The organism is Arthrobacter woluwensis, from assembly GCF_030816155.1.
Taxonomy (GTDB): domain Bacteria; phylum Actinomycetota; class Actinomycetes; order Actinomycetales; family Micrococcaceae; genus Arthrobacter_E; species Arthrobacter_E woluwensis_A.
Map to the genome: position 1 here is coordinate 3,387,381 of NZ_JAUSXR010000001.1, position 18,320 is coordinate 3,405,700.

Below are 18,320 nucleotides of genomic sequence, written 5' to 3' on the forward strand. Positions count from 1 at the left end.
GAATGGACTCGCATGCTCGTACTCATCGGGGTGCTGCTGGTGATCATCGGATTCGCCGTTCGCCTCAACCCCCTCATCGTCGTCACCGTCGCCGGGATCGTCACCGCGCTCCTGGGCGGTATGAACCCCCTGCAGATCCTGGAGGCCTTCGGTTCCGGCTTCGCCAGCAGCCGCTCCGTCACGGTCTTCGCGGCCGTGCTGCCGGTCATCGGCATCATCGAATACTTCGGGCTCCAGGAGCAGGCCAAGAACCTGATCTCCAAACTCGCCCGCCTCACCGCCGGCCGCGTCCTCCTGGCGTACCTGGCCATCCGCCAGGTGACCGCCGCCGTCGGGCTGACTAGCATCGGCGGGCACGCGCAGGCCGTGCGTCCGCTCGTGTACCCCATGGCCGAGGGCGCCGCGATGCGCCGCTACGGCACGGTCCCGGAGAAGCTCAAGGAACGCATCAAGGGCCACTCCGCCGCGGCGGACAACGTCGGCGTCTTCTTCGGTGAGGACGTCTTCGTGGCCGTCGGGTCGATCCTGCTGATCACCACCTTCGTGGACACCACGTACCACCTTCAGCTCGAACCGCTCGAACTCGCGCTCTGGGCCATCCCGACCGCGATCGCCGCCTTCCTCATCCACGGCTTCCGGCTCCTCCGCCTGGACCGTCAGCTGGACCGCGAATACGCCCGTCTCACCGGGAAGACCGTCACCGTCGAGGCCGGGAGCGCCGCATGATCAACGTCGAAGCCGTCTACTGGTTCATCGGGGCCCTCTTCATCGCCTGGGCCTCCCTCATCGCGCGGGACACCGGCCACCGGCACCGCATCGGCAGCTCGCTGTTCTGGGGCATCCTCGGGCTCTGCTTCTTCTACGGCACCTGGGTCCAGGCCGGGAAAGCGCCCGCGTGGATCCTGGGCGTGGCGGTGCTGGTGCTCGTCGGACTCGCCTCCAGCGGGCAGCTCTCCGACGGCAAGGCGAAGTCCTCCACCCCGGCTGAGCGCGTCGCCTACGCCGCCCGTTTCGGGAACAAGCTCTTCATCCCGGCGCTCCTCCTTCCGGTGGTCACCGTGGCCCTCGTACTCGCGGCCCCGGTCCTCGTCATCGGGGGCACTCCGATCCTGGACCCCAAGAACACCACCCTGGTGGCACTGACCATCGGCGCGATCGTGGCCGCAGCCGCCGCCGTCGTGATCCTGAAGCCCCGCAACAAGCTCGCGCCGCTGCTGGAGAGCCGCCGCATCCTCGAGTCGATCGGCTGGGCGGCACTGCTGCCCCAGATGCTCTCGACCCTGGGGATCCTGTTCACCAAGGCGGGCGTCGGGACGGCGGTGGGGACCCTCACGGCGTCCATCCTGCCCGAGGGATCCCTGCTGGCCGCCGTCGCGGTCTACTGCGTGGGGATGTTCCTCTTCACTGTGCTCATGGGCAACGGCTTCGCGGCCTTCCCCATCATGACGGCGGCCATCGGCTGGCCCGTCCTGATCCAGCAGTTCCACGGCAACCCGGCGATCGTCTTCGCGATCGGCATGCTCGCGGGCTTCTGCGGCACGCTCTGCACCCCCATGGCCGCGAACTTCAACCTGGTCCCGGCCGCGCTCCTCGAGATGAAGAACCGCTACGGTGTGATCACGGCGCAGATCGGCACCGCTCTGCCGTTGCTGGTGGTCAACATCGGCCTCATGTACTTCCTGGCGTTCTAGAAAGGCACCCTCATGACCGACACCTTCTTCCCGGGCGCCGCCCAGCACTGCGCCGACGTCGTCCTGGACAATCTGGGCCGCCCGTACCCCTACGCCTCGCACCACGTGGAGCGTTCCGAGACCGATCTGCACACGCCGGCCGAGCTCCACCCGGCGTTCCACACCTCCTTCGACTGGCACTCCTGCGTGCACATGCACTGGCTGGGCGTCAGCGTGCTCGACGCCGCGCTGCGGGGCGAGGGTGTGCTCGACGCCGGCACGGCCGACGCCCTCCGCGCCGCCCTGGGCGCCAACCTCACCGCCGCGAAGCTCGCCGTCGAGGCGGACTACCTCCGAGCCAACCCCAGCTGGGAACGCCCGTACGGCTGGGCCTGGCTCGTGCGCCTGGCCGCGGCCTGCCACGCCTCCCAGGATCCGGAGATCGCCGCCTGGGGCCGCGACCTGGACGGCTGCGTAGACGTGGTGGCGGAGCTGGTCCAGGCGTGGACCGCGACCGTCGAGCACCCGGTGCGGCACGGCCTGCACACCAACTCGGCCTTCGGGCTGTCCTACCTCCTGACCGCGTTCCGGGATCTCGGCCGCGACGACGCCGCGGCGGCTTGCGAACGGGCCGCCGTCCGCTGGTTCGGCGAGGACCTGGCCTGGGCCACCGAGTGGGAGCTGAGCGGGCAGGACTTCCTCTCCGCAGGGCTCAGCGAGGCCGATCTTCTCCAGCGCGTGCTCCCCGCCGACGAGTTCGCCGCCTGGCTGGAGGGGTTCCTGCCCGGGCTGACCGCGGAGTCGCGCATGCTCGCGACCGTGGGCGTGGCCGATGAGAGCGACGGCTACATGGTCCACCTGCACGGTCTGAACCTCACGCGGGCGGGTCAGCTCGCACGCGTGGTCGCGGCGCTGGACGCCGTGTCTGACGCCCGGTCCAGCACCGGGTCCGACGCCGGGCCCGAGGCCCGGCCCGGCACGCCGCCGGCCCTGCGCGCGGTGCTGGACGCCGCCGTCGAGCCGCTGTTTGAGGCCGGGATGCACGGCCTGCGGAGCGGCGACTTCATGTCCACGCACTGGCTCGCGAGCTTCGCGTGGGACGCCCGGGAGTCCATCGGCCGCCTGCGGAGCGTGACCGCGTGAGCGTGATCGACCTCAACAGCGACGTGGGGGAGTCCTTCGGGAACTGGACCTTCGGGGACGACGCCGCCATCCTGGCCAACGTCTCCAGCGCCAACGTCGCGTGTGGTTTCCACGCCGGGGACCCGGTGGGCATCCGCGCCACCGTGCGCGCGGCCGTGCGGACCGGGACGACCGTCGGGGCCCACCCCGGCTACCGCGACCTGGCGGGCTTCGGGCGCCGCTTCATCGACATGGACGCCGGGGAGCTCCGCGACGACGTGATCTACCAGATCGGCGCGCTCCAGGCCCTCGCCGCGGGCCGAGGGCGCCGCTGTCCGGTACGTGAAACCGCACGGCGCTCTCTACAACACGATCGTGCGCCACGAGGGCCAGGCGCGGGCCGTGGTCGACGCGGTCCTCGCCGTCGACCCGGCTCTTCCCCTGCTGGTGCTGCCCGGTTCCGCGGTCGAGCGGATCGCCGCCGAGGCCGGGCTCCGCACCGTGGCCGAGGCGTTCGCCGACCGCGCCTACCGGCCCGACGGAACTCTCGTCCCCCGCAGCGACCCGGGCGCCGTGCTGCACGACATCGACCGGATCCTGGACCACGTGTTCCGCCTGGTGGACGGCACGGTCCGGGCCGTCGACGGGACCGTGCTGCCCGTGGCCGCCGGGAGCATCTGCGTCCACGGCGACACCCCCGGGGCGGTCGCCATGGCCGAGCGCATCCACCGGGAACTCACGGCGCGCGGCGTCGTGATCCAGAGCTTCGCCTGAGATGGGCCGACTGCTGGGCGTGCGCCGCGTGGGGGTCCGCGCGGTGCTCGCCGAACTCGACGGCCTGGACGCCGTGCTGGCGCTCCAGGCGGGCCTGCTCGCCGACCCGCCGCCCGGCGTCGTGGACGTCGTTGCCGCCGCCCGCACCGTGCTCGTGACCGTGGGTCTCCCGCAGTCCCTGGCCGGGGTGGTGGAACGGCTGCGGACGGCTGACCTGGCCGCCGGGGCGCGCTCCGCCGGGCGTGAGGTGAGGATCGAGACCGTGTACGACGGCGAAGACCTCGCCGAGGTCGCCCGCCTCACCGGCCGCAGCGTCGAGGCCGTCGTGGCCGGGCACGCGGACGCCGTCTGGACCGCCGCGTTCGGCGGATTCGCCCCGGGGTTCGCCTACCTCAGCGCGCCTGGCGCACCCGAGGTCCCGCGCCGCACATCCCCGCGCACCCGCGTGCCGGCCGGTTCCGTGGCGCTCGCCGGTGGGTACTCGGCCGTCTACCCCAACGACTCGCCCGGCGGCTGGCAGCTCATCGGCCGCACCGGCGCGCTCCTGTGGGACGCCGCCCGCGACGAACCCGCGCTCATCAAGGCCGGCGACACGGTCCGCTTCGTCCCGGTCCGCGACGTCGTGCAGGCCCTGCCCGCCCGGCCCGCCACCGAGACCGGCGAACCCGTCCTCGAGGTCCGCAACCCCGGCCTCCAGACCACGGTGCAGGACCTTGGACGACCCGGCCACGCGGCGTCGGGGGTCAGCGATTCCGGCGCCATGGACCGCGGCGCCCTCAAGCGGGCCAACCGCATGGTCGGCAACCCTGCCGGCGCGCCGGGCCTCGAGGCCTTGCCCGGAGGACTCACGCTGCGGGCCCTGCGGGACACGATCCTCGCCGTCACGGGTGCCGACGTCCCGCTCCTGATCACCGACGACGACGGCGCCCAATGGGACGTCCCGCTCGACTCCCCGCTCACGCTCCTGGCCGGTGAGACGCTGCGGCTGGGTGCCCCCGACGCCGGTCTGCGCAACTATGTGGCGGTACGAGGAGGCGTGCGGGGCGGCACCGTGCTGGGCAGCGCCGCCACGGATGTCCTGTCCGGGCTGGGTCCCGCCCCGCTCACGGCGGGGAGTCGTCTAGGCCTGCTCGATCCGCGACTGCCTGGCGCCGTGGGGGAACCGGAGACGGCACCCCCGCTGCCGTCCGCGGAGGAGGTCACGGTGCTCCGGGTGGTCCCCGGTCCCCGCGACGACTGGTTCACTGACGAGTCCCTCGAGGCGTTCCACACGGGGGAATGGACCGTGACGGCCGAGTCGAATCGCGTGGGGATCCGGTTCTCCGGCGAGCCCCTGGTGCGCAGGACCGAGGGTGAGCTCCAGAGCGAGGGCACGGTGCGGGGCGCCATCCAGGTTCCCGCGTCCGGGCTGCCCCTGGTCTTCATGGCAGACCATCCCGTGACCGGCGGGTACCCCGTGATCGGCGTGGTCCTCGACGCGGACCAGGACCGGCTGGCCCAGCTCCCGCCCGGGGCGAGGGTGCGCTTCGAGCCGGTGGCCCCGGCGTCGCTGTAGGGAGGGAGCGTGGACCATCCGTGGGCCGAGCACAGGCTGAAACAGTGAGTTCGCGACGAAACAGTGATCAGAACACGCTGTTTCATCGCGAACTCACTGTTTCAGCGCTGTGACGGCGATTCCGGCCTGTTCCGCCCGTCGGCATACAGTGGGCCTGTGAGTTCTGATGCTGTCCTGGCGGGGTTGCGCCGCGAAGCGCGTGCCGCCCACGCGCACACCGCCCAGTGGGTGGCGGCCACGCTGCGGCAGCGCATCGCCGACGGCGAGCTGACCCCCGGCACCAAGCTTCCCGAGGAGGCACTGCGGGAGGCCCTGGGCGTCTCGCGGAACACACTCCGCGAGGCCTTCGCCACCCTGCACGCCGAACGCGTGGTGCAGCGGATCCCGAACCGCGGCGTCTTCGTGGCCCATCCGACGGCCGAGGATGTCCGCGAGATCTACCGGGTCCGGAAGCTCGTGGAGCCGGCCGCCCTGCTGTGGGCCCCGCGGATCGACGTCGAGGAGCTCGCGGGGATCGTCAGCCGGGGCCGGGCCGCCGTCACGGAGGGCGACATCGCCGGGATGGCCGGGGCGAACCAGGATTTCCACCGGGCCGTCCTCGCGGCCGCCGGGAGCATCCGGCTCGACGCGCTCATGGAACAGGTGCTCGCGGAGATGCGTCTGGTGTTCGCGGCGATGGGCCGGGACCCCCGCTTCCATGCGCCGTATGTCGAGGGCAACGAGAGGATCGTCGAGCTCCTGGCGGCCGGGCAGCGTGCCGAGGCCGCCGAGTACCTCCGGGAATATCTCGACCGGGCCGAGCAGCAGCTCGTGGACGCGGTCGAGGGGCGGGCTTAGGCGGGTTCCGCGGCGGGTGCCGTCGCGGGTCAGCCCCGTCCCGCCCGCGTCAGTCCGCTAGGAGGGACGTGAATCCGCTACATCTCGTAGCGGATTCACGCCGCAGTCAGCGGACTCGGCGAAGCAGGCGGAGGGCTTCAGGGTGAGCAGTGAGCCCTGCCCCGTCATCAGCCCCGGTTCTCCTTCGGGTAGAAGCGTCCGCGGCGTGTCAGGACCCAGAACATCGACACTCCGCTCAGCACCGCCAGGCCGATCCCCAGCAGCAGCGAGTACGGGGAATCGCGGGACACCACGGCCGCCACCACGAGGAGCAGGGCGAGGAGCCCGAAACTGGCGGAGTTGAAGGCGAGCTTGCCCTCGAGAGCCGGCTTGATCTGCCCGTAGACCGCCGCCTGGATCACTACGAACACCACGTACGCCCCGGCGCTCACCAGATGCCACGGCGCGGGAGCGGCGGCGTACAGCCCCAGCCCCACGCCGAACGCGATGGACAGGCCCATCCAGTAGGACCGGGCCTTCGCCAGGGCCGGAGGTGTGGTGCGGGGCATGTCGTTCGGGCTCCTTCGGGGCGGTTCATGCCGCCGGACGGCACGGTCGTGGGGGTGGTCCGGGGACGAGGCCGCGGGCCAGGGCGGATGGGCAGGTCGCAGGGTCAGGTCACATCGTCAGGGCAGGTGCAGGACGATGCAGGGACCGCCGTCGTAGAGCCCTCCGTCAATGTCTACCACAAGGCCGTCGGCGTACACGTCCGGACCCTGGGTGAGGGGTGCGGGATGCCCGTGGACGTCCGCGATGATGCTGTGGCCGTGCACCAGGCGGGACCCTCCGAACTCCCGGAGGAAGCCGCGTGCCACGGACGGCCGGTCGCGGAACGCGTGCCGGGTGGTCAGCCGCGCCCAGACCTCCCAGACGTCGAGGGGGTCGTCGCTCTCGAGGCGGCTCCGCAGGGTGTCGTTGACCGCGGTGGTGTCCGATCCCCAGTGCAGGTACTCCGTCGTGTCCGCGTGGACCAGGAGGTGCGACCCCGTCAGAGCCATGCCCGGGAGCGACGCGAGCCAGGCGAAGTCCTCGTCGCTGAGTTCGCGCTGGTCCTGTTCGCGTCCGCCGTTGCGCTGCCACGAGTCGTGGAAGGACCTCGGCCCATTGGGAGTCTCGAGGCGCAGCGCGCCGAAGCGCCGCTTGCCCAGCGCCAGGACCTCGTGGTTCCCCAGCAGCGCGTGGACGGCGCCGCCGTCGTCGGCCGCCTGATGCTGGAGACGGCGCACCAGGTGCACCACGCCGGAGCCGTCCGGCCCGCGGTCCATGAAGTCGCCGAGGAGCCAGAGGGTGCGCTGCCCGCCGCACCAGGATCCCATGCGGTCCAGGAGACCTTGTCGCCGCAGGGCGTTGGACAACGGCTCCAGCGCGCCGTGGACATCACCGATGACGACGTCGGGCGCCTGCCCGCCGTCGTCGAGGGTGAGTCCCGGCCTGGTCATTCGGTCTCCGGCTCCGCCACGGTGCCGCGCGCCTTCGCGATGGCCTTCATGCCGTGATACATCACGAGGGCCGCCGCGGACCCGAGCGCGATGCCCGTGAAGCTGAGCTCTCCGAGGTTCCACGTGTAGTCCGCGATGCCCACGATCAGCGCGACCGCTGCCGTGCTCAGGTTGATCGGGTTGGAGAAGTTCACCTTGTTCTGCACCCAGATCTTCACGCCCAGGATGCCGATCATGCCGTACAGCATGGTGGCCGCGCCGCCCAGCACACCGGCCGGGACGGTCGCGATGAGGGCCCCGAACTTGGGGGAGAAGCTGAGGACGATCGCGAAGACGCCGGCCACCCAGTACGCGGCCGTGGAGTACACCTTGGTGGCGGCCATGACGCCGATGTTCTCCGCGTACGTGGTGGTGCCGGAGCCGCCGCCCGCGCCGGCCAGGATGGTCGCGGCGCCGTCGGCCATGAGGGCGCGCCCGGCGTAGGCGTCGAGGTTCTCGCCGGTCATGGTGGCCACGCTCTTCACGTGTCCGACGTTCTCGGCCACGAGCACCAGGACCACGGGGACGAACAGCCCGATCACACCGACATTGAAGCTCGGCGCCTGGAAGTGCGGCAGCCCGATCCAGGCGGCGGCGTCCATCTGGCTGTAATCCACCTCGCCGCGCCACATGGCCACCAGGTAGCCGAGGACCACGCCGATCAGGATGTTCAAGCGGCCCAGGATGCCCCTGAAGAGCACACCCACCAGGATGATGGCGAGCAGCGTGACCAGGGCCGTGATGGGCGCCTTGACGAAGTTCGCCTTGGCCGCGGGGGCAAGGTTCAGGCCGATGAGGGCCACGATCGCGCCCGTGACCATCGGCGGCATGAGCCTGTTGATCCACTCGGAACCGAACGCCTGCACGACGAGGCCCACCAGGAACAGCGCCGCGCCGGCCATGATGACGCCGCCGAGAGCCCCGGCCACGCCGTACTGCTGCTGCGAGGCCATGATGGGTGCGATGAACGCGAAGCTCGATCCCAGGTAGCTGGGCACCCGGCCCCGCGTGACCACGAGGAACAGCAGGGTGCCGATGCCCGAGAAGAAGAGGGTGGTGGCCGGCGGCATGCCCGTCAGGATGGGCACGAGGAACGTGGAGCCGAACATGGCCACCACGTGCTGGGTGCCGATGCCGATGGTGCGGGGCCAGCTGAGCCGTTCGTTGGGGGAGACCACTTCGCCGGGCCGGACGGTCTTGCCGTCGCCGTGGAGGGTCCAGGAGGTTCCGAGCAGGCTCACGCGAGGCCTTTCCAGAGGTGTGGGGGTGTATCCAGAGCCACTTTACTGGGTGGACGGGTGGACCGAGCAGGCCGATATGTGTCCCATCTCACACTCCGTCGGGGAAGAACGGTCGAATGCTTGAAGTTGAAACCATTCGGAACCCCCCCGGAACTCCCCGAAGGAACATGACATGAGCATCGCCCACGAAGAAGCCGTCCTCGACGCGGCCTCCGTCAACGCCCTTTTCCACGAAGCCCGCACGGCCAACGCCTTCCAGGGCGAGGTCACCGAGCAGCAGCTCCAGGCGATCTGGGAGCTGACCAAGTTCGGCCCCTCCGCCTTCAACGCCCAGCCGCTGCGCGTGACCTTCGTGCAGTCGCCGGAGAAGCGCGCCGAGCTCGTCGACGCCATGATGGCCGGCAACCAGCCGAAGACCGCCGCGGCCCCCGCCGTCGCCGTCCTGTCCTACGACACCGAGTGGCACGCCAAGTGGGACGAGTTCTCCCCGGGCTGGGACGCCCCCAAGGCCATGTTCTCGGACAACGCTGAGCTGAGCGGAACGTTCGCCAACAACAACGCCCACCTCCAGGCCGGCTACTTCATCCTGGCCGTTCGCGCCCTCGGCCTCTCCGCAGGCCCGATGACCGGCGCCGACTTCTCCGCCATCGACGCCGCCTTCTTCCCGGAGGGCGACCAGAAGAGCTTCCTCGTGGTCAACATCGGCCAGGCCGGCGAGGGCGCCTGGGGCGCCCCGAAGCCGAAGTTCGGTTTCGACGAGGCCGTCACCGTCCTCTGATCCGTCCGGATGCCCGAAGGCCCCGGCTCCCCTGTGGGAGCCGGGGCCTTCGTCGTTCCTGGGCGGCCGGGTCGAGGGTGACCGTGCCGTCAGACCCACGGATTTGTAGTCCACCCCCTGAAATTTCGGTGGGTGAACAACGAATCCGGGGGCGGGAGCGCCCAGTGCGCGTTGCGCCTGACTCACTTGCCGCACGACGACGCCGGGCTCAGCCCTCCGCGCCGACGGCCTTCTGCGTGGGGGACGGTTCCCCGCTGCCGCGCTCGCGGGCGTTCTGCTCCCTCAGCTCGCGGTGTTCCGCCCAGACGTGCCGGAGCTGCTTCCTCACGGTCCCCTCGCCCCAGCGGCTGACCAGGAGGAGTCCCGCGAGCCCCGCGAGGAGCGCGACCGCCCCGCCGCCGAACACCGCCCAGCGGGGACCGAACTCGTTGGCGATCCACCCCACGAGCGGCCCGCCGATCGGCGTTCCGCCCTGGATGACGGTCATGTACAGTGCCAGGACGCGGCCCCGGTAGGCGGGCTCGGTCCGCATTTGCAGCAAGGTGTTCGCGCTGTTCAGGAACGTCAGGGCGCAGAGTCCCACGAGCACCAGCATGATCGCGTAGAGCGTGTACCCGGGCATGAAGGCGGCCACGCAGGTCGTGACACCCAGCCCGATCGCACCCATCACGAGGTACCGCAGCCGCGGAGCCGCGCGCCGGGCCGCGAGCAGCGCCCCGGCGAGGGTGCCGACCGCCATGACGGAGCCCAGCAGGCCGTAGGCGTCGGGGCCGGCGTCGAACACTGAAGCGGCCATGACCGCATTGGTGAGCTGGAAGTTCAGGGTGAAGGTCCCCACCAGGCCCGCGAGGATCATGACCAGCAGGGCCCGTGGCCGGGCGAGGACGTACTTCACGCCGTCCTTGAGCTGCCCGCGGCTGCGGGGCACGGGGTCGGTGCGGTAGAGGGTCGCCGTGTTCATGCGCAGGATCCCGATCAGCACCGCCGCGAAGCTCGCCGCGTTGAGCAGGAAGACCCAGCCGGTGCCGATCAGGCCGATCAGGAGTCCCGCTATGCCGGGGCCCGCCAGGCGCGCCAGGTTGAAGGACGCGCTGTTGAGCGCGACGGCGTTGGCCACGCTGTCCCGGCCGACGATCTCGGAGACGAAGGCCTGGCGCGGCGGGGCGTCGAAGGCGCTCGCGACACCCAGGGCGAGGGCGATGACGTAGATGTGCCAGAGCTGGGCGGTGCCGGTGAGGACGAGGACGGCCTGCAGCAGGGCCAGCAGTCCCATGGCGGACTGGGTCGTCAGGAGGATCTTGCGCTTGTCCAGGCGGTCGCCGAGCAGTCCCGCGTAGGGGCCGAGGAGAAGGATCGGGAGGAACTGGAGGCCGGTGGTGAGGCCGACCGCGGCGCCGTCGTGGTCCGTGAGCTGCGTCAGGACCAGCCAGTCCTGCGCCACCCTCTGCATCCAGGTGCCGATGTTGGACACCAGCGCTCCTGCCGCCCAGAGGCGGTAGTTGGGGTTCTTCAGTGACTGGAACATGCGGCTGCTCATGCGGTGGCTGGATTCCTCCTGGGGTCGGTGCGGGTCATGTCCAGGAGTAGGAGCGCGGCGTCGTGCAGGGTCTCCCGCTCGCGCTCGCCGAGGCCCTCGAGCCGTTCGGCGAGCCAGGCGGAGCGGAGCCTGCGGGACTCCTCGAGGATCGCGTTCCCCTCGCTGGTCAGGGAGATGAGCACCTGCCGTCCGTCCTCGGGCCGGGCCTCGCGGCGGATGAGGCCTTTGTCCGCGAGGGCGTTCACCGTGCGGGTCATGCTGGGCGCCTGGACATGTTCGGCTTCGGCCAGCTGGCCCATGGTCTGCGGTCCGTGCTTGTGCAGCAGGGCCAGGACGGTGTTCTGACCAGGGGTGACGGCGTCACTGCTGGCCTGGGAGCGCAGCACCCGCGACGTGCGCATGAGCGCGACGCGCAGTTCGGAGGCCAGGTCCTGAAGGTCGGGTGGGGTGTTCATCGTTATTTAGCATAGCTAATTAGCGAAGTTAAGTACATGAGGAGTGGCCGGTCTCACGGTCACGCCCTCCCTATCGACTGCTCCATACGATGTCGTTCTGGGCCGGATTTCGGGGATTTCGGCATCCTATGGAGCAGTCGATGAGGGGGCGCGACGACGGCGGCGGGCCGGGCGCCGCGTTAGCCACCGCCGCGTTAAACACCATTGCGTTAAACACCGCCGCCCCGGACGGTTCCGGGGCGGCGGCAGGGGTGCGGGTGCTCCTCTTCGGTGCGAGTGCGCCTGGCGGGTGCGAGCCTGGGGAGTCGGTGGGTCAGCCGATGACCGAGTCCACGAGGGACTTGGCTTCGGCCTGGACCTGCTGGAGGTGATCCGCGCCCTTGAAGGACTCGGCGTAGATCTTGTAGACGTCCTCGGTGCCGGACGGCCGGGCCGCGAACCAGGCGTTCTCCGTGACCACCTTGAGGCCGCCGATCGCCGCGCCGTTGCCGGGGGCCTCGGTCAGCTTCGCGGTGATGGTCTCGCCGGCCAGTTCCGTGGCGGTGACGTCGTCCGAGGAGAGCTTGCCCAGCTTGGCCTTCTGCTCGCGGTTCGCGGCGGCGTCGATGCGGGCGTACACCGGGGCGCCGAACTGGTCCGTCAGGCCGCGGTACAGCTCGGACGGGCTCGACCCCGTGACGGCCGTGATCTCGCTGGCCAGCAGCGCCAGCAGGATGCCGTCCTTGTCCGTGGTCCAGACGGAGCCGTCCTTACGGTTGAAGGCGGCGCCCGCGGACTCCTCGCCGCCGAACGCGCCCTCGCCGGACAGCAGTCCCGGCACGAACCATTTGAAGCCCACCGGGACCTCCACGAGCTTGCGCCCGAGCCCGGCGGCAACGCGGTCGATGATCGACGAGGACACCAGGGTCTTGCCGACCACGGAGGCCGGGTTCCAGCCGCTGCGGTTGCGGTAGAGGTAGTCGATCGCGACGGCGAGGTAGTGGTTCGGGTTCATGAGCCCGCCGTCGGGCGTGACGATGCCGTGGCGGTCCGCATCCGCGTCGTTGCCGGTGGCGATGTCGAAGGGCGCCGCGCCGTCGTCGCTCTTCATGCGGCCGATCAGCGAGGCCATCGCCGAGGGGGAGGAGCAGTCCATGCGGATCTTCTCGTCCCAGTCCAGGGTCATGAACGCCCACTGCGGATCCACGGTCGGGTTGACCACGGTGAGGTCGAGGTGGTGGCGCTCGCCGATCTCGCCCCAGTAGTCGACGCTCGCACCGCCCATGGGATCCGCTCCGATCCGCACGCCCGCCTCGCGGATGGCGTCGAGGTCCAGCACGGAGGGCAGGGAGTCGACGTAGCTGCTCAGGTAGTCGAAGGTGCCGACGTTCTCGGCTTTCAGCGCCTCGGTCAGCGGGAGGCGGCGCACGCCGTTGAGGCCGTTCTCGAGGTACTCGTTGGCGCGGTTCGCGATCCAGCCCGTGGCGTCCGTGTCCGCCGGTCCGCCGTGCGGAGGGTTGTACTTGAAGCCGCCGTCCGCGGGCGGGTTGTGGCTGGGGGTGACGACGATCCCGTCCGCCTGGTCCGGGTGCCCCGCGTTGTTGTAGCTGAGGATCGCGTGGCTGAGGGCCGGGGTGGGGGTGTACGCGTGGCGGGCGTCCAGCAGGACCGTGACTCCGTTGGCCGCCAGGACCTCGAGGGCGGTGTTCTGTGCGGGCTCGCTCAGCGCGTGGGTGTCCTTGGCGAGGAACAGGGGACCGGCGATGCCCTGAGCCGCACGGTATTCGACGATCGCCTGGGTGATCGCCGCGATGTGCCGCTCGTTGAAGCTCGCCTTGAGGCTCGAGCCGCGGTGCCCCGAGGTGCCGAATGCCACGCGCTGTCCCGGATCCGTGGGGTCCGGCTGCACGTCGAAATACGCGTCCAGGAGTGCGGTGAGATCGACAAGGTCTTCGGGAAGGGCCACGGTGCCCGCGCGGTTAGCCATGGGGCCAGCATGCCAGAGAAGCCCCCGGTCTTCTATGCCTTGGCCAGGGTTACGCCGCTGTGACGCGGAGCAGCCCCGGGACGGCCGCGGTACCGGCAGGTAACCTGGAGAAGGAGGTCAGCAATCGTGAGGGGGATCATGAGCGATCACACGCCCGAGCAGGGCGAACAGGAGTCCCGCGGCGCATCGGGTCGGGGTGCATCAGGGCAAGGCGCGCCGCAGTACCGTGCGCCTGGAGAGCCGACGACGGCGCCGCGGCCCGGTCCGCCGTTCGCCACACCCCCAGCGCAGCCTGGACAGCACGGCCAGTGGGCGGGGCCAGGCGCCTCGCAGCCCCCTCAGGCTCTGCCGCCCGGCGCTCTTCCCGGCCCGGTTCCCGGGCAGGCGCCCCGGCCGTCGTCGGGCCGTATGGTCCCACCCGTGCCCCCGGCGCCGCAGGGAGGTTTCGCCGCTGCGAGCTATCCCGGAGCGCCGCAGGCCGCTCCTCCGCAGTACCCAGCGGCCCCCGTTCAGGGGCCGGGGCAGTTCCCGCAGCAGCCGTACCCGGCCGCGCCCGGCAACCGGCCCGTCCAGCCGTACGGGCAGCAGCCTTACGCGCAGACGCCTCCGCAGCCTTACGGACAGCAGCCCTACGGACAGCCGTACTACTCCGGCCTGGCCCCGTCCCAGCCGAAGGGGATGAGCATCGCGGCGCTGGTGCTCGGCATCGTCGGGGTGATCTCCGGAGGGTGGTTCATCATTCCGCAGATCCTCGCCGTGGTCTTCGGCCACATCGGTCTGAAGAAGGAGCCCTCGGTCAAGGGCATGGCCATCACCGGCCTGGTCCTGGGTTATCTCATGGTCGCGATCTCGCTCGCCTACGGGCTGGTGCTGCTCTTCGCCTTCTCCTCCTCATCGAGCTGGGACTAGCTCCTCCGGCTGGGACCAGTCGTTTCCGGGCCGCCCAGCGTCCCTGGATGGTTCGCAAAAACAGGTTGTAGACAAGCTGTATACAGGTGGTCTACAGTGTGAGTATCACCACAACCGGTGATATCGCCCCGATCCTCTAGGCTGCCAACATGTCGATCTATCACAAGCCCGCTCCGACGGCGCCTGAAGTCGCCTACCAATGGCTGCGTCAGGAGATCTCCACCCTGCCCTGGGACCAGGAGATCTTCCTGAGCGAAGGATCCATCGCCGAGGCCTCCGGAGTCTCCCGCACCCCGGTGCGGGAAGCGCTCCTCCGGCTCGAGGCGTCGGGCCTGATCAAGCGCGTCGCTCACAAGGGGGCGTTCGTCCCCGCCCTGACCGGGCGGGACATCGATGACATGGTGGAAGTCCGCCGCGTGATCGGGGACTGGGCGGTCCGCAAGGTCGCCCAGGGCGCCGTCCCCGCAGCGGAACTCCACGAGATCCTGGACCGGCAGGAAGCCGCAGTCCAGGACCCCGTCGCCTTCATCGAATGCGACATCCAGTTCCACCAGAGGATCGTCTCCGCCGCGGGCAACCCGATCCTCGCGGGGGTCTACGAGGCCCAGCGTTTCAAGCAGCTCCGGATGGGCCTCAAGGCCGTCCTGGACAGCGAAGGACGCAGCCGCCGCGTGGTGGAGGAGCATCGCGCGATCGTTCAGGCCCTGCTGAGCGGTGACCCGGACCAGGCGGCCGCCGCCTCCCGGGCCCACCTGGAGTCCACTCTTTCGGCACTCAACGTGCCCCACGTCCCCGGCCTGCCCTCCTGAGCAGACCGGTGCAGAAACCCAGGAGCGTCAATGGAGATCTCACTGATCCAGCTGTCCAGTCCGGACGCTGAAAGCCAGGCGGACCGCATCGACCGTGCGGAAAGCCTGATCCGCGCCCAGGAGGGGGCGGACCTGGTGGTCCTCCCCGAACTCTGGAGCGCCGGGTACTTCCACTTCGGCCAGTACCCGGACCTCGCCGAGACCCTGGACGGCCCCACGGCCACCATGTGTGCGGCGGTGGCGCGGGATCTGAAGACCCATGTGCACCTGGGCAGCATTGTCGAACGGATCTCCGCGGACCGGCTCCGCAACACCTCGGTGCTGCTGGGTCCGGACGGGAGCATCGTCCACCAGTACTCGAAGATCCACGTCTTCGGGTACCAGTCCCTGGAGGCCGAACTCCTCACCCCCGGGACCAGCCTGCCAGTGGCCCGGACACCCTTCGGGACCATGGCCGGCATCACCTGTTATGACCTCCGCTTCCCCGGCATCTGGTCCGAACTGAGCACTCGCGGTGCGGGGATCGTGGTGGTCCCCGCCGCCTGGCCCGCCGCGCGCCGGGAGCACTGGAGGCTCCTCACTTCGGCCCGCGCGGTCGAACACCAGATGTTCGTCCTCGCCTGCAACGCCACTGGTGTGCAGGAAGGCGTGGAACTCGGGGGCACGAGCCGCGTGGTGGACCCCACGGGCCGGCTGCTCGCCGAGGCCGGCGCCGAGGAGGACGTCCTCCGCGCCACGATCGACCCCGCTCAGATCGAGGCCGTCCGCCGCGAGTTCCCGGTCATCACCGACCGCCTGGACGACTACGCCGGGCTGAGCCACTGACCCGATCCAGCCACTGAGCCGACCCGCTCACTGAGCCGAGCCGCCCGCGACCCAGCGGGCGACGCCCCACACCCGCCCGCCTCACGCGGCAGGCTTTCACGGACCACGCCCCGTCGTCCGCTCCCACACCCGATCCCAGATCGAACGGAACCCTCATGACCCCTGCCCTCAGCTTTGCCGTGTCCGGAACCGGCGAGCGGATCGAGCTCACCGAGTTCACCGCCGTCGTCGCCGGGTACACGGGCCGCGACGCCGCGGCCGTCCAGCACCACATCGACGAGCTCGCCGCGATCGGCGTCGCCCCGCCGCCGGAGGTGCCCATGTTCTACCCCGTGGAGGCGGAGACCGTCAGCACGGCCCCCGCGTTCCGGGTGGCCGGGGCGCAGACGTCCGGCGAGATCGAACCCCTCTACATCCGCCATGCGGGCCGGTACTACCTGGGCATCGCGTCGGACCACACGGACCGCCTCCTGGAGACCGAGGACATCGGGGAGTCCAAGCGGGCCTGCCCCAAGCCGGTGGCCGGGACGGTCATCCCCGTCGAGGACCTCGCGTCCCTCTCCCTGGACGAGTGCACCGCCCGCAGCCGAGTGGACGGCGAGCTCTACCAGGAGGGGACTCTGAGCAACCTCCGCACGCCGGCCGACGTCGTCGGCCTCTTCCTGGAGCGCCGCGACCCCGGCGACGGCGACTTCATCTGCCTGGGCGGGACCCTCCCGCTGCTGGGCGGCACCTTCGTCTACGGCGCCGACTGGGAACTCGAGCTGAGCTTCCCCGACGGCGCCACCATCAGCCACCGCTACACCATCTCCCAAGGAGCACAGTCATGAGGACCGGAGCCGAGTACATCAATTCCCTCAACGACGGCCGGACCGTCCTGATCGACGGTCAGGTGGCGGGGAACGTCGCCGAGCACCCCGCGTTCAGCAAGGTGGTGGAGACGGTCGCCGAACTGTTCGACATCGCCGCCGACCCCGCCAACGGCATGCAGTACGACTGCCCCGAGATCGGTGGGCCGGCGAACCTCGTGTTCGGCATCCCGCGCTCGCCGGAGGACCTGAAACGACGCCGATCCGCCGTCGAGCGCTGGGCCAAGCACACCCACGGCTGGGTGGGCCGCAGCCCCGACCACGTCGGCACCTTCTTCGCCGCCTTCGCCGCGCACCCCGAGGTGTTCGCCTCCGAAGAGCGCGACTACGCCGGGAACCTCACCCGCTACTACGAACGCATCCTGCGCGAGAACCTCTACGTCTCCTACGCGATCATCCCGCCGCAGTATTCGCGGGCGACGACGGCGTCCGGCTGGGAGGGCGACTTCATCCAGGTGGGCGTCGTGGGGGAGACCGAGGAGGGCCTGATCGTCCGCGGCTCGCAGATGCTCGCCACCGGCGGGGCGATCAGCGACGAAGTGTTCGTCACCTGCATCAAGCCCCTGGGCCCGGACGATGTGGACTTCGCCGTCTCCTTCGCCTTGCCGGCCGCCACGGAGGGCCTGAAGTTCCTCTGCCGCCGCCCGTACGCCACCGCGGCCACGAGCGAGTTCGACTACCCGCTCACCAGCCGCTACGACGAGCCGGACGCCCTGGTCATCTTCGACGACGTCCTCGTGCCCTGGGACCGCGTCTTCATCAACCGCAACGTGGAGACCCTGCGCCGCCAGTTCTTCGACACCGGCGCCCACGCCCTGGGCAACTGGCAGGCTCAGACCCGCCTGACGGTCAAGCTCCAGTTCATCGCCGCAGTGGCCCGCAAGATCGCCGCCGTCAACGGCACCGACCGCATCCCCGGGGTGCAGGAGCGCCTGGGTGAGCTGGCCGCCGTCGTGTCCTCCGTGGAGTCCGCGCTCCTGGCCGCCGAGTACAGCGCCGAGCCGGACGCGAACGGCATGATGGTCCCCGGCCGCCGCGCCCTGTACGGCATCATGGGCCTGCAGTCCGAGACGTACCCGCGCGTCATCCAGATCCTGCGCGATCTGGCCGGCGGCGGTGTGCTCCAGCTGCCCTCCGGCGTCGCGGACATGAAGAGCGATGTCACGGCCGCCGACGTCGAGAAGTACGTGGCGTCCCCGAACGTCAGCAGCGAGGAGCGCATCAAGCTCTTCCGCCTGGCCTGGGACATCATCGGCACCGAGTTCGCCGGCCGCCACCAGCAGTACGAGCTGTTCTATGCGGGGGCTCCCTTCGTGGTGAAGGGCGTCTACACCTACCGCAACTTCGGATACGAGAAGCACGTGGCCGAGCTGGACGAGTTCCTGGCCGGTTACACCGTGGACGGCCGCGTGCCGTCCGGTCAGGCGCTCGTGGGCGCCGGAGAGGAGGCCTGAGC

Annotated in this window: 17 protein-coding genes and 1 pseudogene; 12 read left to right on the forward strand and 6 right to left on the reverse strand. The window is 70.3% G+C overall.

Annotated elements, in window-relative coordinates; genetic code table 11:
- The first annotated feature begins 12 nt into the window (after positions 1 to 12).
- The 6 genes and pseudogenes from QFZ52_RS15540 to QFZ52_RS15565 all read left to right on the forward strand — a co-directional run bounded on the left by QFZ52_RS15540 (position 13) and on the right by QFZ52_RS15565 (position 5,958).
- Positions 13 to 726: a DUF969 domain-containing protein gene (locus QFZ52_RS15540; protein WP_066213417.1), complete on the forward strand. Its 714-nt coding sequence runs from the start codon at positions 13 to 15 to the stop codon at positions 724 to 726.
- Complete coding sequence (locus QFZ52_RS15545) at positions 723 to 1,691, forward strand: DUF979 domain-containing protein (protein ID WP_307498516.1); 969 nt, start codon at positions 723 to 725, stop codon at positions 1,689 to 1,691. The genes QFZ52_RS15540 and QFZ52_RS15545 overlap by 4 nt, the downstream gene beginning before the upstream one ends.
- A 12-nt stretch (positions 1,692 to 1,703) precedes the next feature.
- Positions 1,704 to 2,813 (forward strand): DUF2891 family protein, encoded by a 1,110-nt coding sequence (locus tag QFZ52_RS15550; protein WP_307498517.1) that lies wholly within the window; start codon positions 1,704 to 1,706, stop codon positions 2,811 to 2,813.
- A pseudogene (locus tag QFZ52_RS15555) lies at positions 2,810 to 3,566 on the forward strand (LamB/YcsF family protein). Before QFZ52_RS15550 ends, QFZ52_RS15555 begins: the two are co-directional and overlap by 4 nt.
- A 1-nt stretch (position 3,567) precedes the next feature.
- Complete coding sequence (locus QFZ52_RS15560; protein WP_307498518.1) at positions 3,568 to 5,121, forward strand: 5-oxoprolinase/urea amidolyase family protein; 1,554 nt, start codon at positions 3,568 to 3,570, stop codon at positions 5,119 to 5,121.
- Between the two features lie 156 nt (positions 5,122 to 5,277).
- Complete coding sequence (locus QFZ52_RS15565) at positions 5,278 to 5,958, forward strand: GntR family transcriptional regulator (protein WP_307498519.1); 681 nt, start codon at positions 5,278 to 5,280, stop codon at positions 5,956 to 5,958.
- 167 nt (positions 5,959 to 6,125) lie between these two features.
- Here QFZ52_RS15565 and QFZ52_RS15570 read toward each other — a convergent pair whose 3' ends face one another.
- The 3 genes from QFZ52_RS15570 to QFZ52_RS15580 form a co-directional block, all read right to left on the reverse strand.
- Positions 6,126 to 6,506: a hypothetical protein gene (locus tag QFZ52_RS15570; protein WP_307498520.1), complete on the reverse strand. Its 381-nt coding sequence runs from the start codon at positions 6,504 to 6,506 to the stop codon at positions 6,126 to 6,128.
- A 117-nt stretch (positions 6,507 to 6,623) separates the two neighbouring features.
- Positions 6,624 to 7,436 (reverse strand): metallophosphoesterase, encoded by an 813-nt coding sequence (locus tag QFZ52_RS15575; protein ID WP_307498521.1) that lies wholly within the window; start codon positions 7,434 to 7,436, stop codon positions 6,624 to 6,626.
- Positions 7,433 to 8,716, reverse strand: coding sequence for a uracil-xanthine permease family protein (locus tag QFZ52_RS15580; protein ID WP_373425688.1), 1,284 nt, complete (start codon positions 8,714 to 8,716; stop codon positions 7,433 to 7,435). The genes QFZ52_RS15575 and QFZ52_RS15580 overlap by 4 nt, the downstream gene beginning before the upstream one ends.
- A gap of 172 nt (positions 8,717 to 8,888) precedes the next feature.
- On the opposite strand from QFZ52_RS15580, the gene QFZ52_RS15585 reads away from it, so the two are divergent.
- Positions 8,889 to 9,494, forward strand: a complete 606-nt coding sequence (locus QFZ52_RS15585; RefSeq protein ID WP_066213389.1) for a malonic semialdehyde reductase — start codon at positions 8,889 to 8,891, stop codon at positions 9,492 to 9,494.
- Positions 9,495 to 9,702: 208 nt separating this feature from the next.
- Here the strand turns inward: QFZ52_RS15585 and QFZ52_RS15590 are convergent, their stop codons facing one another.
- The 3 genes from QFZ52_RS15590 to pgm form a co-directional block, all read right to left on the reverse strand.
- Positions 9,703 to 11,031 carry an MFS transporter gene (locus QFZ52_RS15590; protein ID WP_307498524.1) on the reverse strand — a complete coding sequence of 443 codons (1,329 nt, stop codon included), beginning with the start codon at positions 11,029 to 11,031 and terminating at the stop codon, positions 9,703 to 9,705.
- Complete coding sequence (locus QFZ52_RS15595) at positions 11,028 to 11,486, reverse strand: MarR family winged helix-turn-helix transcriptional regulator (RefSeq protein ID WP_307498525.1); 459 nt, start codon at positions 11,484 to 11,486, stop codon at positions 11,028 to 11,030. The genes QFZ52_RS15590 and QFZ52_RS15595 overlap by 4 nt, the downstream gene beginning before the upstream one ends.
- A gap of 313 nt (positions 11,487 to 11,799) precedes the next feature.
- Positions 11,800 to 13,452, reverse strand: a complete 1,653-nt coding sequence (gene pgm / locus QFZ52_RS15600; RefSeq protein ID WP_307498526.1) for a phosphoglucomutase (alpha-D-glucose-1,6-bisphosphate-dependent) — start codon at positions 13,450 to 13,452, stop codon at positions 11,800 to 11,802.
- Positions 13,453 to 13,590: 138 nt separating this feature from the next.
- On the opposite strand from pgm, the gene QFZ52_RS15605 reads away from it, so the two are divergent.
- The 5 genes from QFZ52_RS15605 (at position 13,591) to QFZ52_RS15625 (ending at position 18,318) form a co-directional block, all read left to right on the forward strand.
- Entirely contained in the window at positions 13,591 to 14,361 is a 771-nt protein-coding gene (locus QFZ52_RS15605; protein ID WP_307498527.1) for a DUF4190 domain-containing protein, read from the forward strand.
- A 149-nt stretch (positions 14,362 to 14,510) separates the two neighbouring features.
- Entirely contained in the window at positions 14,511 to 15,170 is a 660-nt protein-coding gene (locus QFZ52_RS15610; protein WP_307498528.1) for a GntR family transcriptional regulator, read from the forward strand.
- A 30-nt stretch (positions 15,171 to 15,200) separates the two neighbouring features.
- The gene (locus tag QFZ52_RS15615; protein ID WP_208187382.1) at positions 15,201 to 15,995 is read left to right on the forward strand and encodes a carbon-nitrogen family hydrolase; all 795 of its coding nucleotides are present in this window, start codon (positions 15,201 to 15,203) and stop codon (positions 15,993 to 15,995) included.
- A gap of 155 nt (positions 15,996 to 16,150) precedes the next feature.
- Complete coding sequence (locus tag QFZ52_RS15620; protein ID WP_107003819.1) at positions 16,151 to 16,825, forward strand: DUF2848 family protein; 675 nt, start codon at positions 16,151 to 16,153, stop codon at positions 16,823 to 16,825.
- A complete protein-coding gene (locus QFZ52_RS15625) occupies positions 16,822 to 18,318 on the forward strand; it encodes a 4-hydroxyphenylacetate 3-hydroxylase family protein (RefSeq protein WP_307498531.1) in 1,497 nt (498 codons plus the stop codon). Before QFZ52_RS15620 ends, QFZ52_RS15625 begins: the two co-directional genes overlap by 4 nt.
- Positions 18,319 to 18,320 lie beyond the last annotated feature (2 nt).

Bases quoted from the DNA above. Each gene is read 5' to 3' on its own strand.
- QFZ52_RS15540 (WP_066213417.1), top strand. From the start codon at position 13: ATGCTCGTACTCATCGGGGTGCTGCTGGTGATCATCGGATTCGCCGTT.
- QFZ52_RS15545 (WP_307498516.1), top strand. From the start codon at position 723: ATGATCAACGTCGAAGCCGTCTACTGGTTCATCGGGGCCCTCTTCATC.
- QFZ52_RS15550 (WP_307498517.1), top strand. From the start codon at position 1,704: ATGACCGACACCTTCTTCCCGGGCGCCGCCCAGCACTGCGCCGACGTC.
- QFZ52_RS15560 (WP_307498518.1), top strand. From the start codon at position 3,568: ATGGGCCGACTGCTGGGCGTGCGCCGCGTGGGGGTCCGCGCGGTGCTC.
- QFZ52_RS15570 (WP_307498520.1), bottom strand. From the start codon at position 6,506: ATGCCCCGCACCACACCTCCGGCCCTGGCGAAGGCCCGGTCCTACTGG.
- QFZ52_RS15575 (WP_307498521.1), bottom strand. From the start codon at position 7,436: ATGACCAGGCCGGGACTCACCCTCGACGACGGCGGGCAGGCGCCCGAC.
- QFZ52_RS15585 (WP_066213389.1), top strand. From the start codon at position 8,889: ATGAGCATCGCCCACGAAGAAGCCGTCCTCGACGCGGCCTCCGTCAAC.
- QFZ52_RS15590 (WP_307498524.1), bottom strand. From the start codon at position 11,031: ATGAGCAGCCGCATGTTCCAGTCACTGAAGAACCCCAACTACCGCCTC.
- QFZ52_RS15595 (WP_307498525.1), bottom strand. From the start codon at position 11,486: ATGAACACCCCACCCGACCTTCAGGACCTGGCCTCCGAACTGCGCGTC.
- pgm (WP_307498526.1), bottom strand. From the start codon at position 13,452: ATGGCTAACCGCGCGGGCACCGTGGCCCTTCCCGAAGACCTTGTCGAT.
- QFZ52_RS15605 (WP_307498527.1), top strand. From the start codon at position 13,591: ATGAGCGATCACACGCCCGAGCAGGGCGAACAGGAGTCCCGCGGCGCA.
- QFZ52_RS15610 (WP_307498528.1), top strand. From the start codon at position 14,511: ATGTCGATCTATCACAAGCCCGCTCCGACGGCGCCTGAAGTCGCCTAC.
- QFZ52_RS15615 (WP_208187382.1), top strand. From the start codon at position 15,201: ATGGAGATCTCACTGATCCAGCTGTCCAGTCCGGACGCTGAAAGCCAG.
- QFZ52_RS15620 (WP_107003819.1), top strand. From the start codon at position 16,151: ATGACCCCTGCCCTCAGCTTTGCCGTGTCCGGAACCGGCGAGCGGATC.
- QFZ52_RS15625 (WP_307498531.1), top strand. From the start codon at position 16,822: ATGAGGACCGGAGCCGAGTACATCAATTCCCTCAACGACGGCCGGACC.